A 17,072-nucleotide genomic window follows, 5' to 3' on the forward strand; every position below is an offset into this window, starting at 1 on the left:
AAGGAAACCGGAGGAATCATGACCAAGTCAGAATTGATCGAAAGACTTGCTACCCAGCAATCTCATATTCCCGCTAAAGCCGTGGAAGATGCAGTTAAAGAGATGTTGGAACATATGGCCTCTACTCTTGCCCTTGGCGAGCGTATTGAAATCCGGGGTTTCGGCAGTTTCTCCTTACACTATCGCGCGCCACGCACCGGACGTAACCCGAAAACTGGCGATAAAGTGGATCTGGAAGGTAAATACGTTCCGCACTTTAAACCAGGTAAAGAGCTACGTGACCGCGCCAATATTTATGGCAACTGAGTCTCTGGACTGAGCTGTTAAAAACGGTACCTTCGGGTGCCGTTTTTTTATGTCCGCAATTCGGGTTATTCGGCACGGCTCGCAAATCTCTTTGTGACGAATGTTCCCCCCTCATTTTTCTCTGAAAGCCCTGCGCAAATTCCACTTTCACCATTCGACTCTGCATATCAGTCGCTCCAGACTCCCGTTAACAGGGAGGTGAGGGAGATAAATCTGTCCGGTATATGCATAAGCATTATCGCGGGAATCGTGCCGTTGCTATGGCTACCGGCTATTCCCGGGATTAACGCTATAGCTGTGCTGCTGGCTGTAGCTTTGTGTCTGCTCGTTCCGAGGCATCCGGCGTGTCGTTACCCCGGTATTTTTGCCCTGTCATTATGCTGGGGACTGCTTGCCGGGCGAGAAAGCCTCGAGCCCTATGAAAAGCTGATCCAGAAGCCGGTTGCCGCGCAGGTCGTCATTACGCGCACGGACGGCGCTCAAAACCATGAGCTGCAAGTAATCCGCGTTGATAATCATCTTCTTTTCCCACCGGTGGGCGTGGCATTAAAAGGCGTGTACCTTCCGGCATCGGTTTGCCCGGGCCAGAAGTGGCTGATGAAACTTCGGCTGCGCCCGGTTCATGGCCAGCTCAACGAAGGAGGATTTGATAGCCAGCGCTACGCTCTGGCGCAGCATCTACCCCTGCGTGGCCGAATGACAGAAGCAACAAGGCTTAGCGAAACCTGCTCGCTCCGGGCGCAATGGATGAGGCGCGTTACGGCGGCAACACAGCAGCTGGAGTGGCAAGGGATTATTCTGGCGCTCGCGTTTGGTGAGCGGGCTGGAATCAGTGCAGAAGTAAAAGATCTCCTGCGGCAGACCGGGACGGCGCACCTGATGGCGATTTCTGGCCTGCACATATCGCTGGCTGCAGGAGCAGGGTGGCTGCTGGCCCGCGGTGCCCAGTTTAGCTTCCCTGCCTGGCGTATTGGTTTCCGTTTACCGTTACTGGCAAGCATGGTGACCGCCGGGGTCTATGCCTGGCTTGCAGGAGGTAACCCTCCGACCATGAGGGTGCTGACGGGGCTGGCAATCTGGCTGCTTCTGCGCCTGAACGGACGGCAGTGGACAGCATGGGAGGTCTGGTTGTGCTGCTTCTGCGGGATCTTGCTCGTTGACCCGCTAGCGGTGCTGTCAGACAGTTTCTGGCTGTCGGTGCTGGCGGTTGGCTGCCTGATTTTCTGGTATCAGTGGATGCCGCTGCCGCCGCGCATGGCGGGCAGGAAGTGGTACTTCCGTTATCCCGCAGGCGTCCTCCATCTGCAAACTGGCATCACGCTGTTACTGATGCCCGTGCAGCTGTTCATGTTTCATGGCGTCAGCGTCAATGCGCTGCTGGCAAATTTAATCGCCGTTCCTTATGTTTCGCTGCTGGTTGTGCCTCTTCTGCTGGCAGGTCTGGTATTGACGGGCACTCCCTGGATTGATGAAGCGCTGTGGAGAAGCGTAGAGACTTTGCTGGCGTGGCTATTTTCCATTCTGGCGCGATTACCGGGTCAATGGCTGGAGCTGGATTCCCGTTTTCTGATACTGAGCCTTGCGGGGTGGTTAGCCATTGTCGTTTATCGCCTGGCAATCCTAAAAACGTCACCGCTGTCGCTCGTGGTTCTTGGAGGTTATCTGGCTGTACTGACCTCGGGCGTCCTTAGCAAAAAAGATCGCACCTCGTGGGAAGTTACTATGCCCGACGTCGGCCACGGGCTTGCTTTAGCGGTCGTGCGCCACGGAAAAGTGATGCTCTACGATACCGGAGGTGCCTGGCCCGGAGGAGACAGCGCGCAGCAGGTAATTATTCCCTGGCTGCGCTGGAAAAACTTGTCGCCCGAGGGCGTGATACTCAGTCACGAGCATCTTGATCATCGGGGTGGGCTTAACAGTCTGCTAAAGACGTGGCCAAAGCTGGAAGTTCGAAGTTCGCTCGGGTGGGCTAATCACCGCCCCTGTTTTCGCGGGCAGCGCTGGCGCTGGCAGGGTCTGAACTTTACCGTGCACTGGCCGCCGCCCGGAAACGGAAATAAGGGGAATAACGGCTCCTGTGTGGTGATGGTCAGCGACGGGCGCTTTCGCATGTTATTCACGGGCGATGTGGAAGCTCCGGCAGAATTGGCTATGCTCAAGGAGCGGTGGCAGGCTTTAGAGGCTGATATTATTCAGGTTCCTCATCACGGGAGCCGGACATCATCAGGCGGTCCGCTGCTGCGGGCGGTATCGGGTCAGGCTGCGCTGGCCTCCGCTTCTCGTTATAACGCCTGGCGTTTACCGTCAGTAAAAGTTATCGCAAGGTACCAAAAGCAGGGCTACCGATGGTACGACACCGCCCATTCCGGGCAGATCACTATTCGTATAAACAGTGATAAATGGCAAATCAATGGCTTCAGAGAGCAATTATTGCCCCGTTGGTACCATCAGTGGTTTGGCGTAACCCGAGATAGTAGGTAGAATATGCGGCTATTTCATCACAAGCTGGTTCGACTTAATGCAGAACGATAAAGATCTCTCCACATTGCAGACCTTCCGCCGTTTGTGGCCGATGATTTCGCCTTTTAAAGCAGGTCTGATCGTGGCTGGGATTGCGTTAATCCTCAACGCAGCCAGCGATACCTTTATGCTATCGCTGCTCAAACCGCTGCTGGATGAGGGGTTTGGGAAAGCGGACAAGTCCGTATTGTTATGGATGCCGCTGGTGGTTATTGGGCTTATGGTCATGCGTGGCATTACCAGCTACATCTCAAGCTACTGTATTTCATGGGTTTCTGGTCAGGTGGTTATGAATATGCGTCGTCGCCTGTTCAGCCATATGATGGGCATGCCCGTCGCGTTCTTTGACCAACAGTCAACGGGCACGCTGCTGTCCCGCATCACCTATGATTCAGAGCAGGTTGCTTCCTCCTCCTCCAGCGCGCTCATCACCGTTGTCCGCGAAGGCGCCTCCATCATCGGCCTGTTTGCGCTGATGTTCTGGTACAGCTGGCAGCTGTCGCTGATTCTGATTGTGCTGGCGCCGGTCGTCTCCTTTGCGATTCGTTTCGTCTCCAAACGCTTCCGTAACATCAGCAAAAACATGCAGAACACCATGGGGCAGGTGACAACCAGCGCCGAGCAGATGCTGAAAGGGCATAAAGAAGTTCTGATTTTTGGTGGTCAGGAAGTTGAAACCGAACGTTTCAATAAGGTCAGTAACCGCATGCGTCACCAGGGCATGAAACTGGTGTCCGCATCGTCTATTTCTGACCCTATCATTCAGCTGATTGCCTCCCTGGCGCTGGCCTTTGTGCTGTATGCCGCAAGCTTCCCGAGCGTAATGGAAACGCTGACCGCCGGTACCATCACCGTCGTCTTCTCCTCCATGATCGCCCTGATGCGTCCGCTGAAATCACTGACCAACGTCAACGCGCAGTTCCAGCGCGGTATGGCGGCATGCCAGACGCTGTTCTCTATTCTGGATTCAGAGCAGGAGAAAGACGAAGGCACGCGTACCATTGAGCGTGCGAAAGGCGATGTAGCGTTCCGCGACGTGACCTTTACTTATCCAGGCCGTGAGATCCCGGCGCTGCATAATATCAACCTCGAGATCCCTGCCGGTAAAATGGTGGCACTGGTTGGTCGTTCCGGTTCCGGTAAATCTACTATCGCCAGCCTGATCACTCGCTTCTACGATATTCAGCAGGGCAGCATTCAGATTGATGGCGTCGACATTCGCGAGTATACGCTTTCGTCCCTGCGTAATCAGGTGGCGCTGGTTTCTCAGAATGTGCACCTGTTTAACGACACCATTGCCAACAACATCGCTTACGCCCGCACCGAGCAGTACAGCCGTGAAGATATCGAAAAAGCGGCACGTATGGCTTTTGCGATGGACTTTATCGAGAAGATGGATAACGGTCTGGATACGGTGATAGGCGAGAACGGCGTGCTGCTTTCAGGCGGCCAGCGTCAGCGTATCGCGATTGCCCGTGCGCTGCTGCGCGACAGCCCGATTCTGATTCTGGATGAAGCGACCTCTGCGCTGGATACGGAATCAGAGCGCGCCATTCAGGCGGCGTTAGATGAGCTGCAGAAGAACCGTACTTCGCTGGTTATTGCCCACCGCCTGTCAACCATTGAACAGGCCGACGAAATCGTCGTAGTGGAAGATGGTCGTATCGTCGAGCGTGGTCCTCACGCGGAGCTGATTGCCCATCGCGGCGTGTACGCCCAGCTGCACAAAATGCAGTTCGGCGAATGATCGAACGCATCTGGTCGGGAAAATCTCCCCTCTATCTGCTGCTATTACCGCTCGCCTGGCTATATGGCCTGGTGAGCGGTGCCATTCGCCTTAGCTATAAACTAGGATTACGGAAGGTGTGGCGCTCGCCGGTGCCCGTTGTGGTAGTGGGCAACCTTACCGCAGGCGGCAACGGCAAAACGCCCGTCGTTATCTGGCTCGTGGAGCAGCTGCAGGCCCGTGGTGTTCGGGTGGGCGTTGTCTCTCGTGGATACGGCGGCAAAGCAGAGAGTTATCCGCTGCTGCTTACTCAGCAGAGCACAACGGATCAGGCCGGTGACGAACCCGTTCTGATTTATCAGCGGACCGGCGCGCCGGTCGCCGTTGCGCCCGACCGCAGCGCAGCGGTTAAAGCGCTGATCCAGCATGCCCACCCGCAGATAATTATCACTGATGACGGCCTTCAGCATTACGCTTTAGCCCGCGATAAAGAGATTGTCGTTGTGGATGGCGTTCGTCGGTTTGGCAACGGCTGGTGGCTACCCGCAGGCCCGATGCGTGAAAGAGCCGGACGTTTGCAGTCCGTTGATGCCGTTATCGTCAATGGTGGGGAAGCTCGCGGCGGTGAGATAGCCATGCATTTGCAACCCGGCGAGGCGGTTAACCTCGAAACGGGTGAGCGCCGGGCCGTGCAGAGCTTTAATAACGTTGTGGCTATGGCGGGCATCGGCCATCCGCCTCGTTTCTTTGCTACCCTGCGGCACTGTGGTTTAGAGCCTGTCCGCACCGTAAGCCTGGCGGATCATCAGGCGCTGAACGAAGCCGACGTCGCGAAGCTGGTTCAGAATGGGCAAACGCTGCTGATGACCGAAAAGGACGCGGTGAAATGCCGGGCTTTTGCAGCCGGACACCAAAACTGGTGGTACCTGCCGGTTGATGCCCATCTGTCGGAACCCCAGGCAGAACAGCTGCTGCAATCGGTGAGCGCGCTGATTAAGTAAGTTTCAGCGCGGTCATGAACAGCTATGTTGATGACAGGAAGACGCTATGTCCGTACCGTACCTGACCTTACGCTCCGCCCGCAATCTTCATCTGGCAGCCCAGGGGCTGCTGCTGAAACCCCATCGCCGCGCCCGCCCGACCGATATCCTCCCGGCCATCTCCGGTATGTCCCTGCTGCAAATCGATACCATCAATATTGTCGCCCGCAGCCCTTATCTCGTCCTCTTTAGCCGTCTTGGGCACTATGCTCCGGCATGGCTCGATGAGGCATTAATGCGCGGTGAGCTTATAGAATACTGGGCGCATGAGGCCTGCTTCCTCCCAAAAGAAGATTTCGCGCTGGTGCGCCACAGAATGCTCAACCCCGAAAAAATGGGCTGGAAATACCGCGCTGAATGGATGCGGGAGAACGCCGAAGAAATAGAAAAGCTGCTTGCCTATATTCAGGACAACGGGCCCGTACGTTCAGTGGATTTTGAACATCCGCGTAAAGGCGCTGGCGGCTGGTGGGAGTGGAAGCCGCACAAAAAACATCTTGAAGGCCTGTTTACTTCGGGAAAGGTGATGGTCAGAGAGCGGCGTAACTTTCAGCGCGTGTACGACCTTACTTCCCGCGTGATGCCCGACTGGGATGACGAATTGCATTTGGTTCAGCAGCAGGACGCCGAGCGGCTGATGCTGGAAAAAAGCGCCCGCAGCCTTGGTATCTTCCGCCCGGAATGGCTGGCCGATTACTACCGGCTGAAAAATATCCCGATTAAGTCGCTCGTTGCCGGGTGGGTCGAACAAGGCAAAGCCCTTCCGGTTCAGGTTGAAAAGCTGGGCGAGATGTATGTTGACCATTCACTGTCCGGGCTGCTGCCCCGCGCAGAACAAAACAAGCTTAAAGCGACCCGCAGCGCCGTGCTGTCGCCTTTCGATCCCGTCGTCTGGGATCGCCGACGTGCAGAAGCGTTATTCGATTTCTCCTATCGGCTGGAATGCTATACCCCGGCGGAAAAGCGCAGGTACGGCTATTTCGTGCTGCCCCTGCTGCATCAGGGTGCGCTGGTGGGCCGAATGGACGCAAAAATGCATCGTAAAGAGGCAACGCTTGAGGTGATCGGTCTGTATCTTGAGGAAGGCGTTAAACCGCACCTCAACACAATTGCTGGTCTGCACGATGCCCTGAGCGAGTTTGCCTGCTGGCAAAGTGCCGAACGAATTACGCTCGGGAACATCCCGGCCCCGCTTGCTGCCGTATGGGGCAGCGGCTGGGAAATTACCCCGAAAAATTCATCAGATATGCTATCCTGACGCCACTGATGGCGCCCATTCTGGAGTAACTATGGATCACCGTTTACTTGAAATCATTGCCTGCCCGGTTTGCAACGGCAAGCTCTATTATAATCAGGAAAAGCAGGAGCTTATCTGTAAGCCTGATGGCCTGGCCTTCCCGTTCCGCGACGGTATTCCGGTGCTGCTGGAAACCGAGGCGCGTACCCTGACCCTCGACGAGACTAATCCATGAGTTTTGTGGCTATTATTCCCGCCCGCTATGCGTCCACACGCCTGCCGGGCAAGCCGTTGAAAGACATTAACGGCAAACCGATGGTGGTACACGTGCTTGAACGCGCCCGTGAGTCCGGCGCGGAACGTATTATCGTTGCCACGGATAACGAAGAGGTCGCCCGCGCAGTCGAGGCTGCGGGTGGTGAAGTCTGCATGACAAGGGCAGATCATCAGTCCGGTACCGAGCGCCTGGCCGAAGTTATCGAAAAATGTGCCTTCAGCGACGACACCATTATCGTCAACGTGCAGGGCGATGAGCCGATGATCCCGCCGGTCATTATTCGCCAGGTTGCGCAAAACGTGGCCAGCAGCCAGGCCGGCATGGCAACGCTTGCGGTGCCAATCGACTCTGCTGAAGAAGCCTTTAACCCGAATGCCGTCAAAGTGGTGATGGACGCGCAGGGTTACGCGCTCTACTTCTCCCGTGCGACCATCCCATGGGATCGCGACCGTTTCGCCAAGTCCCGCGAAAAGATTGGCGACACCTTCCTGCGGCACATTGGTATCTATGGCTACCGCGCGGGCTTTATTCGTCGCTATATCAGCTGGGAGCCAAGCCAGCTCGAGCAAATCGAAATGCTCGAGCAGCTTCGCGTGCTGTGGAACGGCGAAAAAATTCACGTGGCCGTCGCCAAAGAGATCCCGAGCATTGGCGTTGATACCCCGGAAGATCTGGAGCGCGTGCGCGTCGCAATGCGCTAGTTCCGCCTTCAGCTGCAAACAAACCGGCCACCGCGCCGGTTTTTTTTTATCTGTCGACATATTGATCTCAGAGGATGACATCTCGCAAAAGCGCGCTCAGAATGAAAAGTACCAGTGTTCATAGGGGTAACGGGTTATGGAGTTGCTGCGTAGGGAGTTAAGTCATCTGCTCGGTGAAAAGCTAAGCCGCATTGAGTGTATCAGCGAACGAACGGATACCGCGGTCTGGTCGCTGTATGACAGCGACGGGCACGCCATGCCTTTGCTGGCCAAGAGCTTTACTACGCCGGGAGTGGCCTCGCAGCAGGCCTGGAAAATGTCGATGCTCGCCCGCTCGGGCACCCTTCGTCTGCCGGTGGTGTATGGCATCGTCACCCATGATGACCATCCGGGCCCGGATGTGATCCTGATGGAGCGCCTGCGGGGCGTCTCCGTTGAGGCACCGGCCAGAACACCAGAGCGCTGGGAGCAGCTGAAGGACCAGATTGTGGAAGGCCTGCTTGCATGGCATCGAGTGGACAGCAGAGGCTGTGTCGGCTGCGTGGACAGCACCCAGGAAAATATCTGGCCCTCCTGGTACCGTCAGCGCGTTGAAGTGCTGTGGACTACCCTCAATCAGTTCAAAAATACCGGTCTGACGATGCAGGACCGGCGCATTCTGTTCCGTTCCCGGGAGTGTCTGCCCCGTATGTTCGACGGATTTAACGACAACTGCGTGCTGGTGCACGGTAATTTCACCCTGCGAAGCATGCTTAAGGACGGGCGCAGCGATCAGCTTCTGGCGATGGTTAACCCCGGCGTGGTGCTGTGGGCACCCCGTGAATACGAAATATTCCGTTTGTATGAGGAAGGGCAGGCGGAAAGCCTCTTCTGGCACTATTTGCAGCGCGCGCCGGTGGCGGAATCTTTCCTGTGGCGGCGCTGGCTGTACGTCCTGTGGGACGCGGTAGATCAGCTGATACAGACGGGCCGCGTAAACCGACCCGCCTTTGACGCCGCTTCTAAGGGATTACTGCCCTGGATCGCCTGACGAGCCCTTAAGCCACTGCCAGATGCGGCCCATGGTCTCATAGGCCACGCGATCGCTGTGCATCAGCCATAAAGGCGAGGGCGTGATTTTTTCCCAGGGATTCAGCGGGGAGTCTATCGCCGTCTGGTTAGCCGGTGCAGGTAAGGGGTTGAGTCCCGCATGCCGGAAGAAAATCACCGCCCGCGGCAAATGTGAGGCGGAGGTCACCAGCAGGAAAGGCTGTTTGCCAATCTCCTTAGCCACAGCCGCCGCTTCTTCTTCAGTATCCTTTGGCGTATCGAGCGTGATTATCGCCGAACGAGGCACGCCGAGGCTTTCCGCAACGCGAGCGCCTGCTTCTGCGGTGCTCACCGGGTTGGTCATCGCCGGAGCGCCTGTAAAGATCATTTTTGCGCCGGGGTTGGCCTGCCAGAGGCGAACGCCCTCGGTTACGCGCGGCAGGCTGTTGTTGATCAGATTAGAGCTGGGCGCCCATTCCGGGTTCCAGGTATATCCCCCTCCCAGCACCACGATGTAATTCACCCGTTCACCGCCGCGCCAGGTCGGATAAGTATCTTCTATGGGCTTAAGCATGCGGTCGGCAACCGGCTGAAGACTAATTAAGAATAAAACCAGCCAGCCCGCAGTGAGCAGCGCTTTTCCGGTTTTTTGCCAGCGGGTAAACCACAGCAATAAAATCGCCACGCCAATCACCATCAGGAGTAGAGGCAGGGGCAGCAGCAGGCCACCGATATATTTTTTCAGTACGAAAAGCATGAATTCTGGCTCCTTTTTTAACCATCCGGGCGGCAAACGCTGCTGATATTACACCAGCCAGGTTCATTCTCGTGCAAGCTGTGCCAAAATAGCGGTTTTCTCAGACTGACCCCTAAAGGCCGTGGAGTAGTACCCGTGCGTGACCGCAATTTTGATGACATTGCCGAGAAGTTCTCACGCAACATCTATGGTACGACCAAAGGCCTGCTGCGGCAGGCGATCCTCTGGCAGGATCTCGATGCTTTGCTCAGCAACATGCCTGAGAAACTGCGCGTACTGGACGCAGGCGGCGGGGAAGGGCAAACGGCCTGCCGTATGGCCGAGCTGGGTCATAGCGTTACCCACTGCGACGTTTCCGCCGGGATGATCGCCCGCGCCCAGGCTCTTGCCTGCGAAAAAGGTGTGAGCGACAACATGCATTTCGTACATTCCGCAGCCCAGGACATCGGACAACATTTGGAAAGCCCGGTTGATCTGATATTGTTTCACGCGGTGCTGGAATGGGTCGTGGATCCACAAGCCGTGCTTAAGTCTTTGTGGGACTGCCTTGCGCCCGGCGGCGCATTGTCACTGATGTTCTACAATGCTAACGGCCTGTTGATGCGCAATATGTTCGTGGGCAACTTCGAATACGTGATGCAGGGCATGAAAAAGAATAAAAGGAAAACCCTGTCGCCTGACAATCCGCTGCAGCCAGAACAGGTTTATCACTGGCTGGAGCAAATTGGCTGGCAGATTACCGGCAAAACCGGGGTGCGGGTGTTCCATGATTACCTGCGCGACAAGCACAAACAACGCGATGGTTTTGACGATTTGCTTGAACTTGAAACGCGATATTGCCGCCAGGAGCCGTTTATCAGCCTCGGTCGCTATATCCACGTGACGGCACTCAAGCCGCTTGAGCCAAGGAAAAATTATGAGTGATGTTTCCCAGACAGTGCCTGAACTGGTTGCCTGGGCCAGGAAAAATGATTTCGCCATCTCGCTGCCGACGGAACGCCTGACGTTTCTGCTGGCGGTTGCCACGCTTAACGGCGAAAGGCTTGACGGCGAGCTGAGTGAAGGGGAGCTGGTGGATGCGTTCCGCCATGTGAGCGACGGTTTCGAGCAGACCACCGAGACCATTAACGTTCGCGCCAACAACGCCATTAACGACATGGTGCGCCAGCGTCTGCTCAACCGCTTTACCAGTGAAATCCACGAAGGGAATTCAATCTACCGCCTCACGCCGCTGGGGATCGGTATCACCGACTACTACATTCGTCAGCGTGAGTTCTCTACGCTGCGTCTCTCTATGCAGCTTTCAATCGTCGCCGGTGAACTCAAGCGCGCCGCCGATGCCGCCGATGAAAACGGTGATGAGTTCCACTGGCACCGTAACGTGTTTGCGCCGCTGAAATACTCCGTGGCGGAGATCTTCGACAGTATCGATCTCACCCAGCGCATCATGGATGAGCAGCAGCAGCAGGTAAAAGACGATATCGCCCAGCTGCTGAATAAAGACTGGCGCGCGGCTATCTCCAGCTGTGAGCTGCTGCTTTCTGAAACGTCCGGAACCCTGCGTGAACTCCAGGATACGCTGGAGGCGGCAGGGGACAAACTGCAGGCGAACTTACTGCGCATTCAGGACTCTACTATGGGGCGCGACGACCTGCACTTTGTCGATCGCCTGGTCTTCGACCTGCAAAGCAAGCTCGACCGTATCACCAGCTGGGGCCAGCAGGCCATCGACCTGTGGATCGGCTACGACCGGCACGTGCACAAGTTTATTCGTACCGCTATCGACATGGATAAAAACCGCGTCTTCGCCCAGCGTCTGCGCGTTTCGGTGCAAAACTACTTCGATGCTCCGTGGGCGCTCACCTACTCCAGCGCGGATCGTCTGCTGGATATGCGTGACGAAGAGATGACGCTGCGCGACGAAGAGGTGACCGGCGAACTGCCAACCGATCTGGAATTCGAAGAGTTCAACGAGATCCGCGAACAGCTGGCGGCCATGATTGAAGCGGCGCTTCAGGTTTACAAAACCAGACAGGTGCCGCTGGATTTAGGCGTAGTGATGCGTGACTATCTCACCCAATACCCGCGCGCGCGCCATTTTGATGTGGCACGAATCGTGGTCGACCAGGCGGTACGCCTCGGTGTGGCTGAAGCAGACTTTACCGGCCTGCCGCCGCAGTGGCAGGCAATTAACGATTACGGAGCCAAGGTACAGGCGCATGTCATCAACAAATATTGAAAAAGTGATGCCGGTTAAACTGGCACAGGCGTTGGCAAATCCGTTATTCCCGGCCCTCGACAGCCAGCTGCGTGCCGGACGGCACGTCGGCCTCGACGAGCTGGATAATCATGCCTTTTTAATGGACTTCCAGGACTATCTGGAAGAGTTCTACGCCCGCTACAACGTGGAGCTTATCCGCGCGCCGGAAGGTTTCTTCTATTTGCGCCCGCGTTCCACAACGCTTATTCCGCGCTCGGTGTTGTCGGAGCTGGACATGATGGTCGGCAAAATTCTTTGCTACCTCTATCTCAGCCCGGAACGCCTGGCCAACGAAGGGATTTTTACCCAGCAGGAGCTGTACGACGAGCTGCTGACCCTGGCCGACGAAAGCAAGCTGCTGAAGCTGGTGAACAACCGCTCAACCGGCTCCGATCTCGATCGCCAGAAGCTACAGGAGAAGGTCCGCGCGTCGCTTACGCGTCTGCGCCGCCTCGGCATGATCTGGTTTATGGGCCATGACAGCAGCAAGTTCCGCATTACAGAATCGGTATTCCGCTTTGGTGCTGACGTACGCACCGGCGACGACCCGCGCGAAGCGCAGCTGCGCATGATTCGTGACGGTGAAGCAATGCCTGTTGAAAGCCGCTTACAGCTCAACGACGAAGCCGAAGAGCCACAGACAATCCAGGACAACGCGGAGGATGAACAGGAATGATCGATCGCGGAAAGTTTCGCTCACTAACGCTGATAAACTGGAACGGTTTCTTCGCGCGTACGTTTGATTTAGATGAGCTGGTCACCACGCTTTCGGGCGGTAACGGTGCCGGTAAATCCACGACCATGGCGGCGTTTGTTACCGCGCTAATCCCGGACCTGACGCTGCTTCACTTCCGTAATACCACCGAAGCTGGTGCGACTTCCGGTTCGCGTGATAAAGGCCTGCACGGTAAGCTGAAAGCGGGCGTCTGCTACTCGACGCTGGACGTGATCAACTCCCGTGGTGAGCGCGTTCTGGTTGGCGTCCGTCTGCAGCAGGTTGCCGGGCGCGACCGTAAAGTTGATATCAAACCGTTTGCTATTCAGGGGCTGCCGGAGTCACTGCAACCAACTGAACTGCTGACGGAGACCATCAACGAGCGTCAGGCCCGCGTGCTGAGCCTGCCGGAGCTGAAAGATAAAGTGGAGGCCATCGAAGGCGTCCAGTTTAAACAGTTCAACTCCATCACCGATTACCACTCGCTGATGTTCGATTTGGGCATTGTTGCGCGTCGTCTGCGCAGCGCCTCGGACCGCAGCAAGTTCTACCGCCTGATTGAAGCCTCGCTGTACGGCGGGATCTCCAGCGCCATTACCCGCTCCCTGCGCGACTATCTGTTGCCGGAGAACAGCGGCGTACGTAAGGCCTTCCAGGATATGGAAGCCGCGCTGCGTGAAAACCGCATGACGCTGGAAGCCATTCGCGTCACCCAGTCCGATCGCGATCTCTTTAAGCATCTGATCTCCGAAGCCACAAACTACGTGGCTGCGGACTATATGCGCCACGCCAACGAACGCCGTATCCATCTGGATAAAGCGCTCGAATACCGTCGTGATCTGCTGGTCAGCCGTCAGCAGCTAAGCGCTGAACAGTATAAGCACGTAGATATGGCGCGCGAGCTGGGCGAACACAGCGGTGCGGAAGGGGATCTGGAAACGGATTACCAGGCCGCCAGCGACCACCTGAACCTGGTGCAGACCGCTATCCGCCAGCAGGAAAAAATTGAACGCTACGAGACCGACCTCGAAGAGCTGCAGATGCGCCTCGAAGAGCAGAACGAAATCGTCGCGGAAGCCCACGACCAGCAGGAAGAGAACGAAGCCCGCGCCGAAGCCGCCGAGCTGGAAGTGGATGAGCTGAAAAGCCAGCTTGCGGACTACCAGCAGGCGCTGGACGTGCAGCAGACCCGTGCGATTCAGTATCAGCAGGCGTTGCAGGCGCTGGAACGTGCCCGTGCCGTTTGTCATCTGCCCGATCTTACCGCCGACAGCGCCGACGAGTGGCTGGACACCTTCCAGGCAAAAGAACAGGAAGCAACTGAAAAACTGCTGACCCTGGAACAAAAAATGAGCGTGGCACAAACGGCACACAGCCAGTTTGAGCATGCTTATCAGCTTGTTACCGCAATCAGTGGTCCGGTCAGCCGCAGCGACGCCTGGGCTGCCGCGCGCGATTTGCTTCGCGACAGCAACAGCCAGCGCCATCTGACCGAACAGGTTCAGCCGCTGCGCATGCGTCTGAACGAGCTTGAACAGCGCCTGCGTGAACAGCAGGAGGCCGAGCGTCTGCTGGCTGATTTCTGCAAGCGCCAGGGCAAGCAGTTCGACCCTGAAGATCTCGAAGCTTTCCATGAAGAGCTGGAAGAGCGCATCGCTACGCTGCAGCAGAGCGTCTCTGACGCCAGCGAAGAGCGCGTTTCTCTGCGCCAGGAGCAGGAGCAGATTCAGGCGCGCATCAAACGTCTGAGCCTGCGGGCCCCTATCTGGCTTGCCGCTCAGACCAGCCTTAACCAGCTGTGCGAGCAGAGCAACGAAGAGTTTGAAAGCAGCCAGCACGTTACCGAATACATGCAGCAGCTGCTTGAGCGCGAGCGCGACGTAACCGTTGAACGCGATGAAGTCGGTGCCCGCAAACGCGCTATCGATGAAGAGATAGAACGCCTCAGCCAGCCGGGCGGTGCAGAAGATCCGCGTCTGAATGCCCTGGCCGAGCGCTTTGGCGGCGTCCTGCTGTCGGAAATTTATGACGATATCAGCCTGGACGATGCGCCTTACTTCTCTGCGCTTTACGGCCCGTCCCGCCACGCCATCGTGGTACCGGATTTGTCGCTGGTTCGAGAGCAGCTCGAAAGCCTCGAAGATTGCCCGGAAGACCTGTATCTGATCGAAGGGGACCCGTCGTCCTTCGATGACAGCGTCTTTACCGTCGAAGAGATGGACGCCGCGGTGCTGGTGAAAACCGCCGAGCGCCAGTGGCGCTATTCCCGCCTGCCGGAGCTGCCTCTGTTTGGCCGCGCAGCGCGTGAAAATCGTCTTGAGAAGCTTCATGCCGAACGTGAAACGCTGGCAGAACGCTTCGCCACGCTGTCGTTTGACGTGCAGAAATCCCAGCGTTTACACCAGTCGTTCAGCCGCTTTATCGGGCAGCATCTGGGCGTGGCATTTGACGAAGATCCGGAAGAGGAAATCCGTCAGCTTAATACTCGCCGCGGCGAAATTGAGCGCGCCATCAGCAGCCATGAGAACGACAACCAGCAGCAGCGTCAGCAGTTCGACCAGGCAAAAGAGGGCGTAGCCCAGCTTAACCGCCTGCTGCCGCGTATCAGCCTGCTGAGCGATGAAACCCTGGCAGACCGCTGCGATGAAATTCGCGAACGCCTGATGGAGGCCGAAGAAGCTGCACGCTTTATCCATCAGCACGGCAATCAGCTGGCCAAGCTGGAAGCGGTTGCCTCCGTTCTGCAAAGTGACCCCGAGCAGTTTGAACAGTTAAAAGAAGATTACCAGTACGCCCAGCAGATCCAGCGCGATGCACGTCAGCAGGCATTTGCCTTAACGGAAGTGGTGCAGCGTCGCGCCCACTTCGGCTATTCGGATTCTGCAGCCATGCTGGACGGCAACAGCGATCTGAACGAAAAGCTGCGCGCCCGCCTGGCGCAGGCAGAAACGGAGCGTACCCGTTCTCGCGAAGCGCTGCGTAGCCACGCCCAGCAGCTCAGCCAGTTCAGCCAGCTGATGGCGTCGCTGAAAAGCTCCTTCGATACCAAGAAAGAGCTGCTTAATGACCTGCATAAAGAGCTACAGGATATCGGCGTGCGGGCGGATATCGGCGCGGAAGAACGTGCTCGCGCACGTCGTGACGAACTGCATACCGCACTGAGCAACAACCGTTCCCGCCGCAACCAGCTTGAAAAAGCGCTGACCTACTGTGAAGCGGAAATGGACAACCTGACCCGCAAACTCAAACGTCAGGAACGTGACTACGTTGAGATGCGTGAACAGGTCGTCACGGCGAAGGCTGGCTGGTGCGCGGTGATGCGGATGGTGAAAGACAACGGCGTTGAGCGTCGTCTGCACCGCCGCGAGCTTGCCTACCAGTCCGGCGACGAATTACGCTCTATGTCGGATAAGGCGCTGGGTGCGCTGCGTCTGGCCGTGGCGGACAACGAACATCTGCGCGACGTACTGCGCATGTCCGAAGATCCAAAACGCCCCGAGCGTAAAATCCAGTTCTTTGTGGCGGTTTACCAGCATCTGCGCGAGCGTATCCGTCAGGATATCATCCGCACCGACGACCCGGTCGAAGCCATCGAGCAGATGGAAATCGAGCTGGGCCGCCTGACCGAAGAGCTGACCTCCCGCGAGCAGAAGTTGGCTATCAGCACGAAGAGCGTGGCGAACATTATTCGCAAAACCATCCAGCGCGAGCAGAACCGTATCCGCATGCTGAACCAGGGGCTGCAAAGCGTCTCCTTCGGCCAGGTGAACAGCGTACGTCTGAACGTGAACGTGCGGGAAACCCACGCCACGCTGCTTAACGTGCTGTCCGAGCAGCATGAGGCGCATCAGGATCTGTTTAACAGCAACCGTCTGAGCTTCTCTGAAGCGCTGGCTAAGCTTTACCAGCGTCTGAACCCGCAGATCGACATGGGCCAGCGCACGCCGCAGACCATCGGTGAAGAGCTGCTGGACTACCGCAACTATCTTGAGATGGAAGTGGAGGTCAACCGTGGTACGGACGGCTGGCTGCGTGCGGAAAGTGGCGCGCTGTCAACGGGTGAAGCGATCGGTACCGGCATGTCGATTCTGGTGATGGTTGTGCAGAGCTGGGAAGAGGAGTCGCGGCGCCTGCGCGGTAAAGACATCTCTCCTTGCCGCCTGCTGTTCCTTGATGAAGCGGCTCGTCTGGATGCCAAGTCAATCGCCACGCTCTTTGAGCTGTGCGAGCGCCTTGAAATGCAGTTGATTATTGCCGCACCGGAGAACATTAGCCCGGAAAAAGGGACTACCTACAAGCTGGTTCGTAAAGTGTTTAACAACCATGAGCATGTTCATGTTGTTGGCCTGCGAGGTTTTGCGCCTCCGCTACCTGAGCCGGTGGCGGGAGAAGCGGAAGCTTCATAACGAGCACTCAGTAGTAAATTTGTTTAAGCGGACTGCGGTCCGCTTTTTTGTTCCCCGCAATATCTTAATCTTTAATTTTCTTTACATTTATGCGGGCA

The 17,072-nt window shown here is 56.8% G+C and carries 13 protein-coding genes; 12 read left to right on the top strand and 1 reads right to left on the bottom strand.

Annotation, left to right across the window (positions count from 1 at the left end; genetic code table 11):
- Positions 1-18: 18 nt before the first annotated feature.
- From ihfB to AAE045_RS09185, 8 genes are all read left to right on the top strand, one after another.
- Positions 19-306, top strand: a complete 288-nt coding sequence (ihfB, locus tag AAE045_RS09150; protein WP_121267284.1) for an integration host factor subunit beta — start codon at positions 19-21, stop codon at positions 304-306.
- A gap of 198 nt (positions 307-504) precedes the next feature.
- Positions 505-2,787, top strand: coding sequence for a ComEC family protein (locus AAE045_RS09155; protein ID WP_455547668.1), 2,283 nt, complete (start codon positions 505-507; stop codon positions 2,785-2,787).
- A gap of 37 nt (positions 2,788-2,824) precedes the next feature.
- Positions 2,825-4,573 carry a lipid A ABC transporter ATP-binding protein/permease MsbA gene (msbA, locus tag AAE045_RS09160; protein ID WP_455547439.1) on the top strand — a complete coding sequence of 583 codons (1,749 nt, stop codon included), beginning with the start codon at positions 2,825-2,827 and terminating at the stop codon, positions 4,571-4,573.
- Complete coding sequence (lpxK, locus tag AAE045_RS09165) at positions 4,570-5,553, top strand: tetraacyldisaccharide 4'-kinase (protein WP_455547440.1); 984 nt, start codon at positions 4,570-4,572, stop codon at positions 5,551-5,553. The genes msbA and lpxK overlap by 4 nt, the downstream gene beginning before the upstream one ends.
- A 46-nt stretch (positions 5,554-5,599) precedes the next feature.
- Positions 5,600-6,850, top strand: a complete 1,251-nt coding sequence (locus tag AAE045_RS09170; RefSeq protein ID WP_455547441.1) for a winged helix-turn-helix domain-containing protein — start codon at positions 5,600-5,602, stop codon at positions 6,848-6,850.
- A 31-nt stretch (positions 6,851-6,881) separates the two neighbouring features.
- On the top strand, positions 6,882-7,064 hold the full coding sequence (gene ycaR / locus AAE045_RS09175; RefSeq protein ID WP_202302655.1) for a protein YcaR: 183 nt from the start codon (positions 6,882-6,884) through the stop codon (positions 7,062-7,064).
- Positions 7,061-7,807 carry a 3-deoxy-manno-octulosonate cytidylyltransferase gene (gene kdsB / locus AAE045_RS09180; protein WP_455547442.1) on the top strand — a complete coding sequence of 249 codons (747 nt, stop codon included), beginning with the start codon at positions 7,061-7,063 and terminating at the stop codon, positions 7,805-7,807. Before ycaR ends, kdsB begins: the two co-directional genes overlap by 4 nt.
- Before the next feature lie 136 nt (positions 7,808-7,943).
- Positions 7,944-8,837: a YcbJ family phosphotransferase gene (locus AAE045_RS09185; protein ID WP_455547443.1), complete on the top strand. Its 894-nt coding sequence runs from the start codon at positions 7,944-7,946 to the stop codon at positions 8,835-8,837.
- Here the strand turns inward: AAE045_RS09185 and elyC are convergent.
- Complete coding sequence (gene elyC / locus AAE045_RS09190; protein ID WP_455547444.1) at positions 8,817-9,593, bottom strand: envelope biogenesis factor ElyC; 777 nt, start codon at positions 9,591-9,593, stop codon at positions 8,817-8,819. The two genes, AAE045_RS09185 and elyC, sit on opposite strands and share 21 nt — an antisense overlap.
- Before the next feature lie 135 nt (positions 9,594-9,728).
- Here elyC and cmoM point away from each other — a divergent pair, with 135 nt between their 5' ends.
- Genes cmoM through mukB form a run of 4 tightly spaced genes read left to right on the top strand, consistent with a single transcriptional unit; the run spans position 9,729 to position 16,974 of the window.
- On the top strand, positions 9,729-10,517 hold the full coding sequence (cmoM, locus tag AAE045_RS09195) for a tRNA uridine 5-oxyacetic acid(34) methyltransferase CmoM (protein WP_455547445.1): 789 nt from the start codon (positions 9,729-9,731) through the stop codon (positions 10,515-10,517).
- Entirely contained in the window at positions 10,510-11,832 is a 1,323-nt protein-coding gene (gene mukF, locus AAE045_RS09200) for a chromosome partition protein MukF (RefSeq protein ID WP_455547446.1), read from the top strand. The genes cmoM and mukF overlap by 8 nt, the downstream gene beginning before the upstream one ends.
- Positions 11,813-12,529 carry a chromosome partition protein MukE gene (gene mukE, locus AAE045_RS09205; RefSeq protein WP_455547447.1) on the top strand — a complete coding sequence of 239 codons (717 nt, stop codon included), beginning with the start codon at positions 11,813-11,815 and terminating at the stop codon, positions 12,527-12,529. The genes mukF and mukE overlap by 20 nt, the downstream gene beginning before the upstream one ends.
- Entirely contained in the window at positions 12,526-16,974 is a 4,449-nt protein-coding gene (gene mukB, locus AAE045_RS09210; protein WP_455547448.1) for a chromosome partition protein MukB, read from the top strand. The genes mukE and mukB overlap by 4 nt, the downstream gene beginning before the upstream one ends.
- Positions 16,975-17,072: the final 98 nt, after the last annotated feature.

This window comes from Dryocola clanedunensis (genome assembly GCF_038405435.1).
Classification (GTDB): domain Bacteria; phylum Pseudomonadota; class Gammaproteobacteria; order Enterobacterales; family Enterobacteriaceae; genus Dryocola; species Dryocola clanedunensis_A.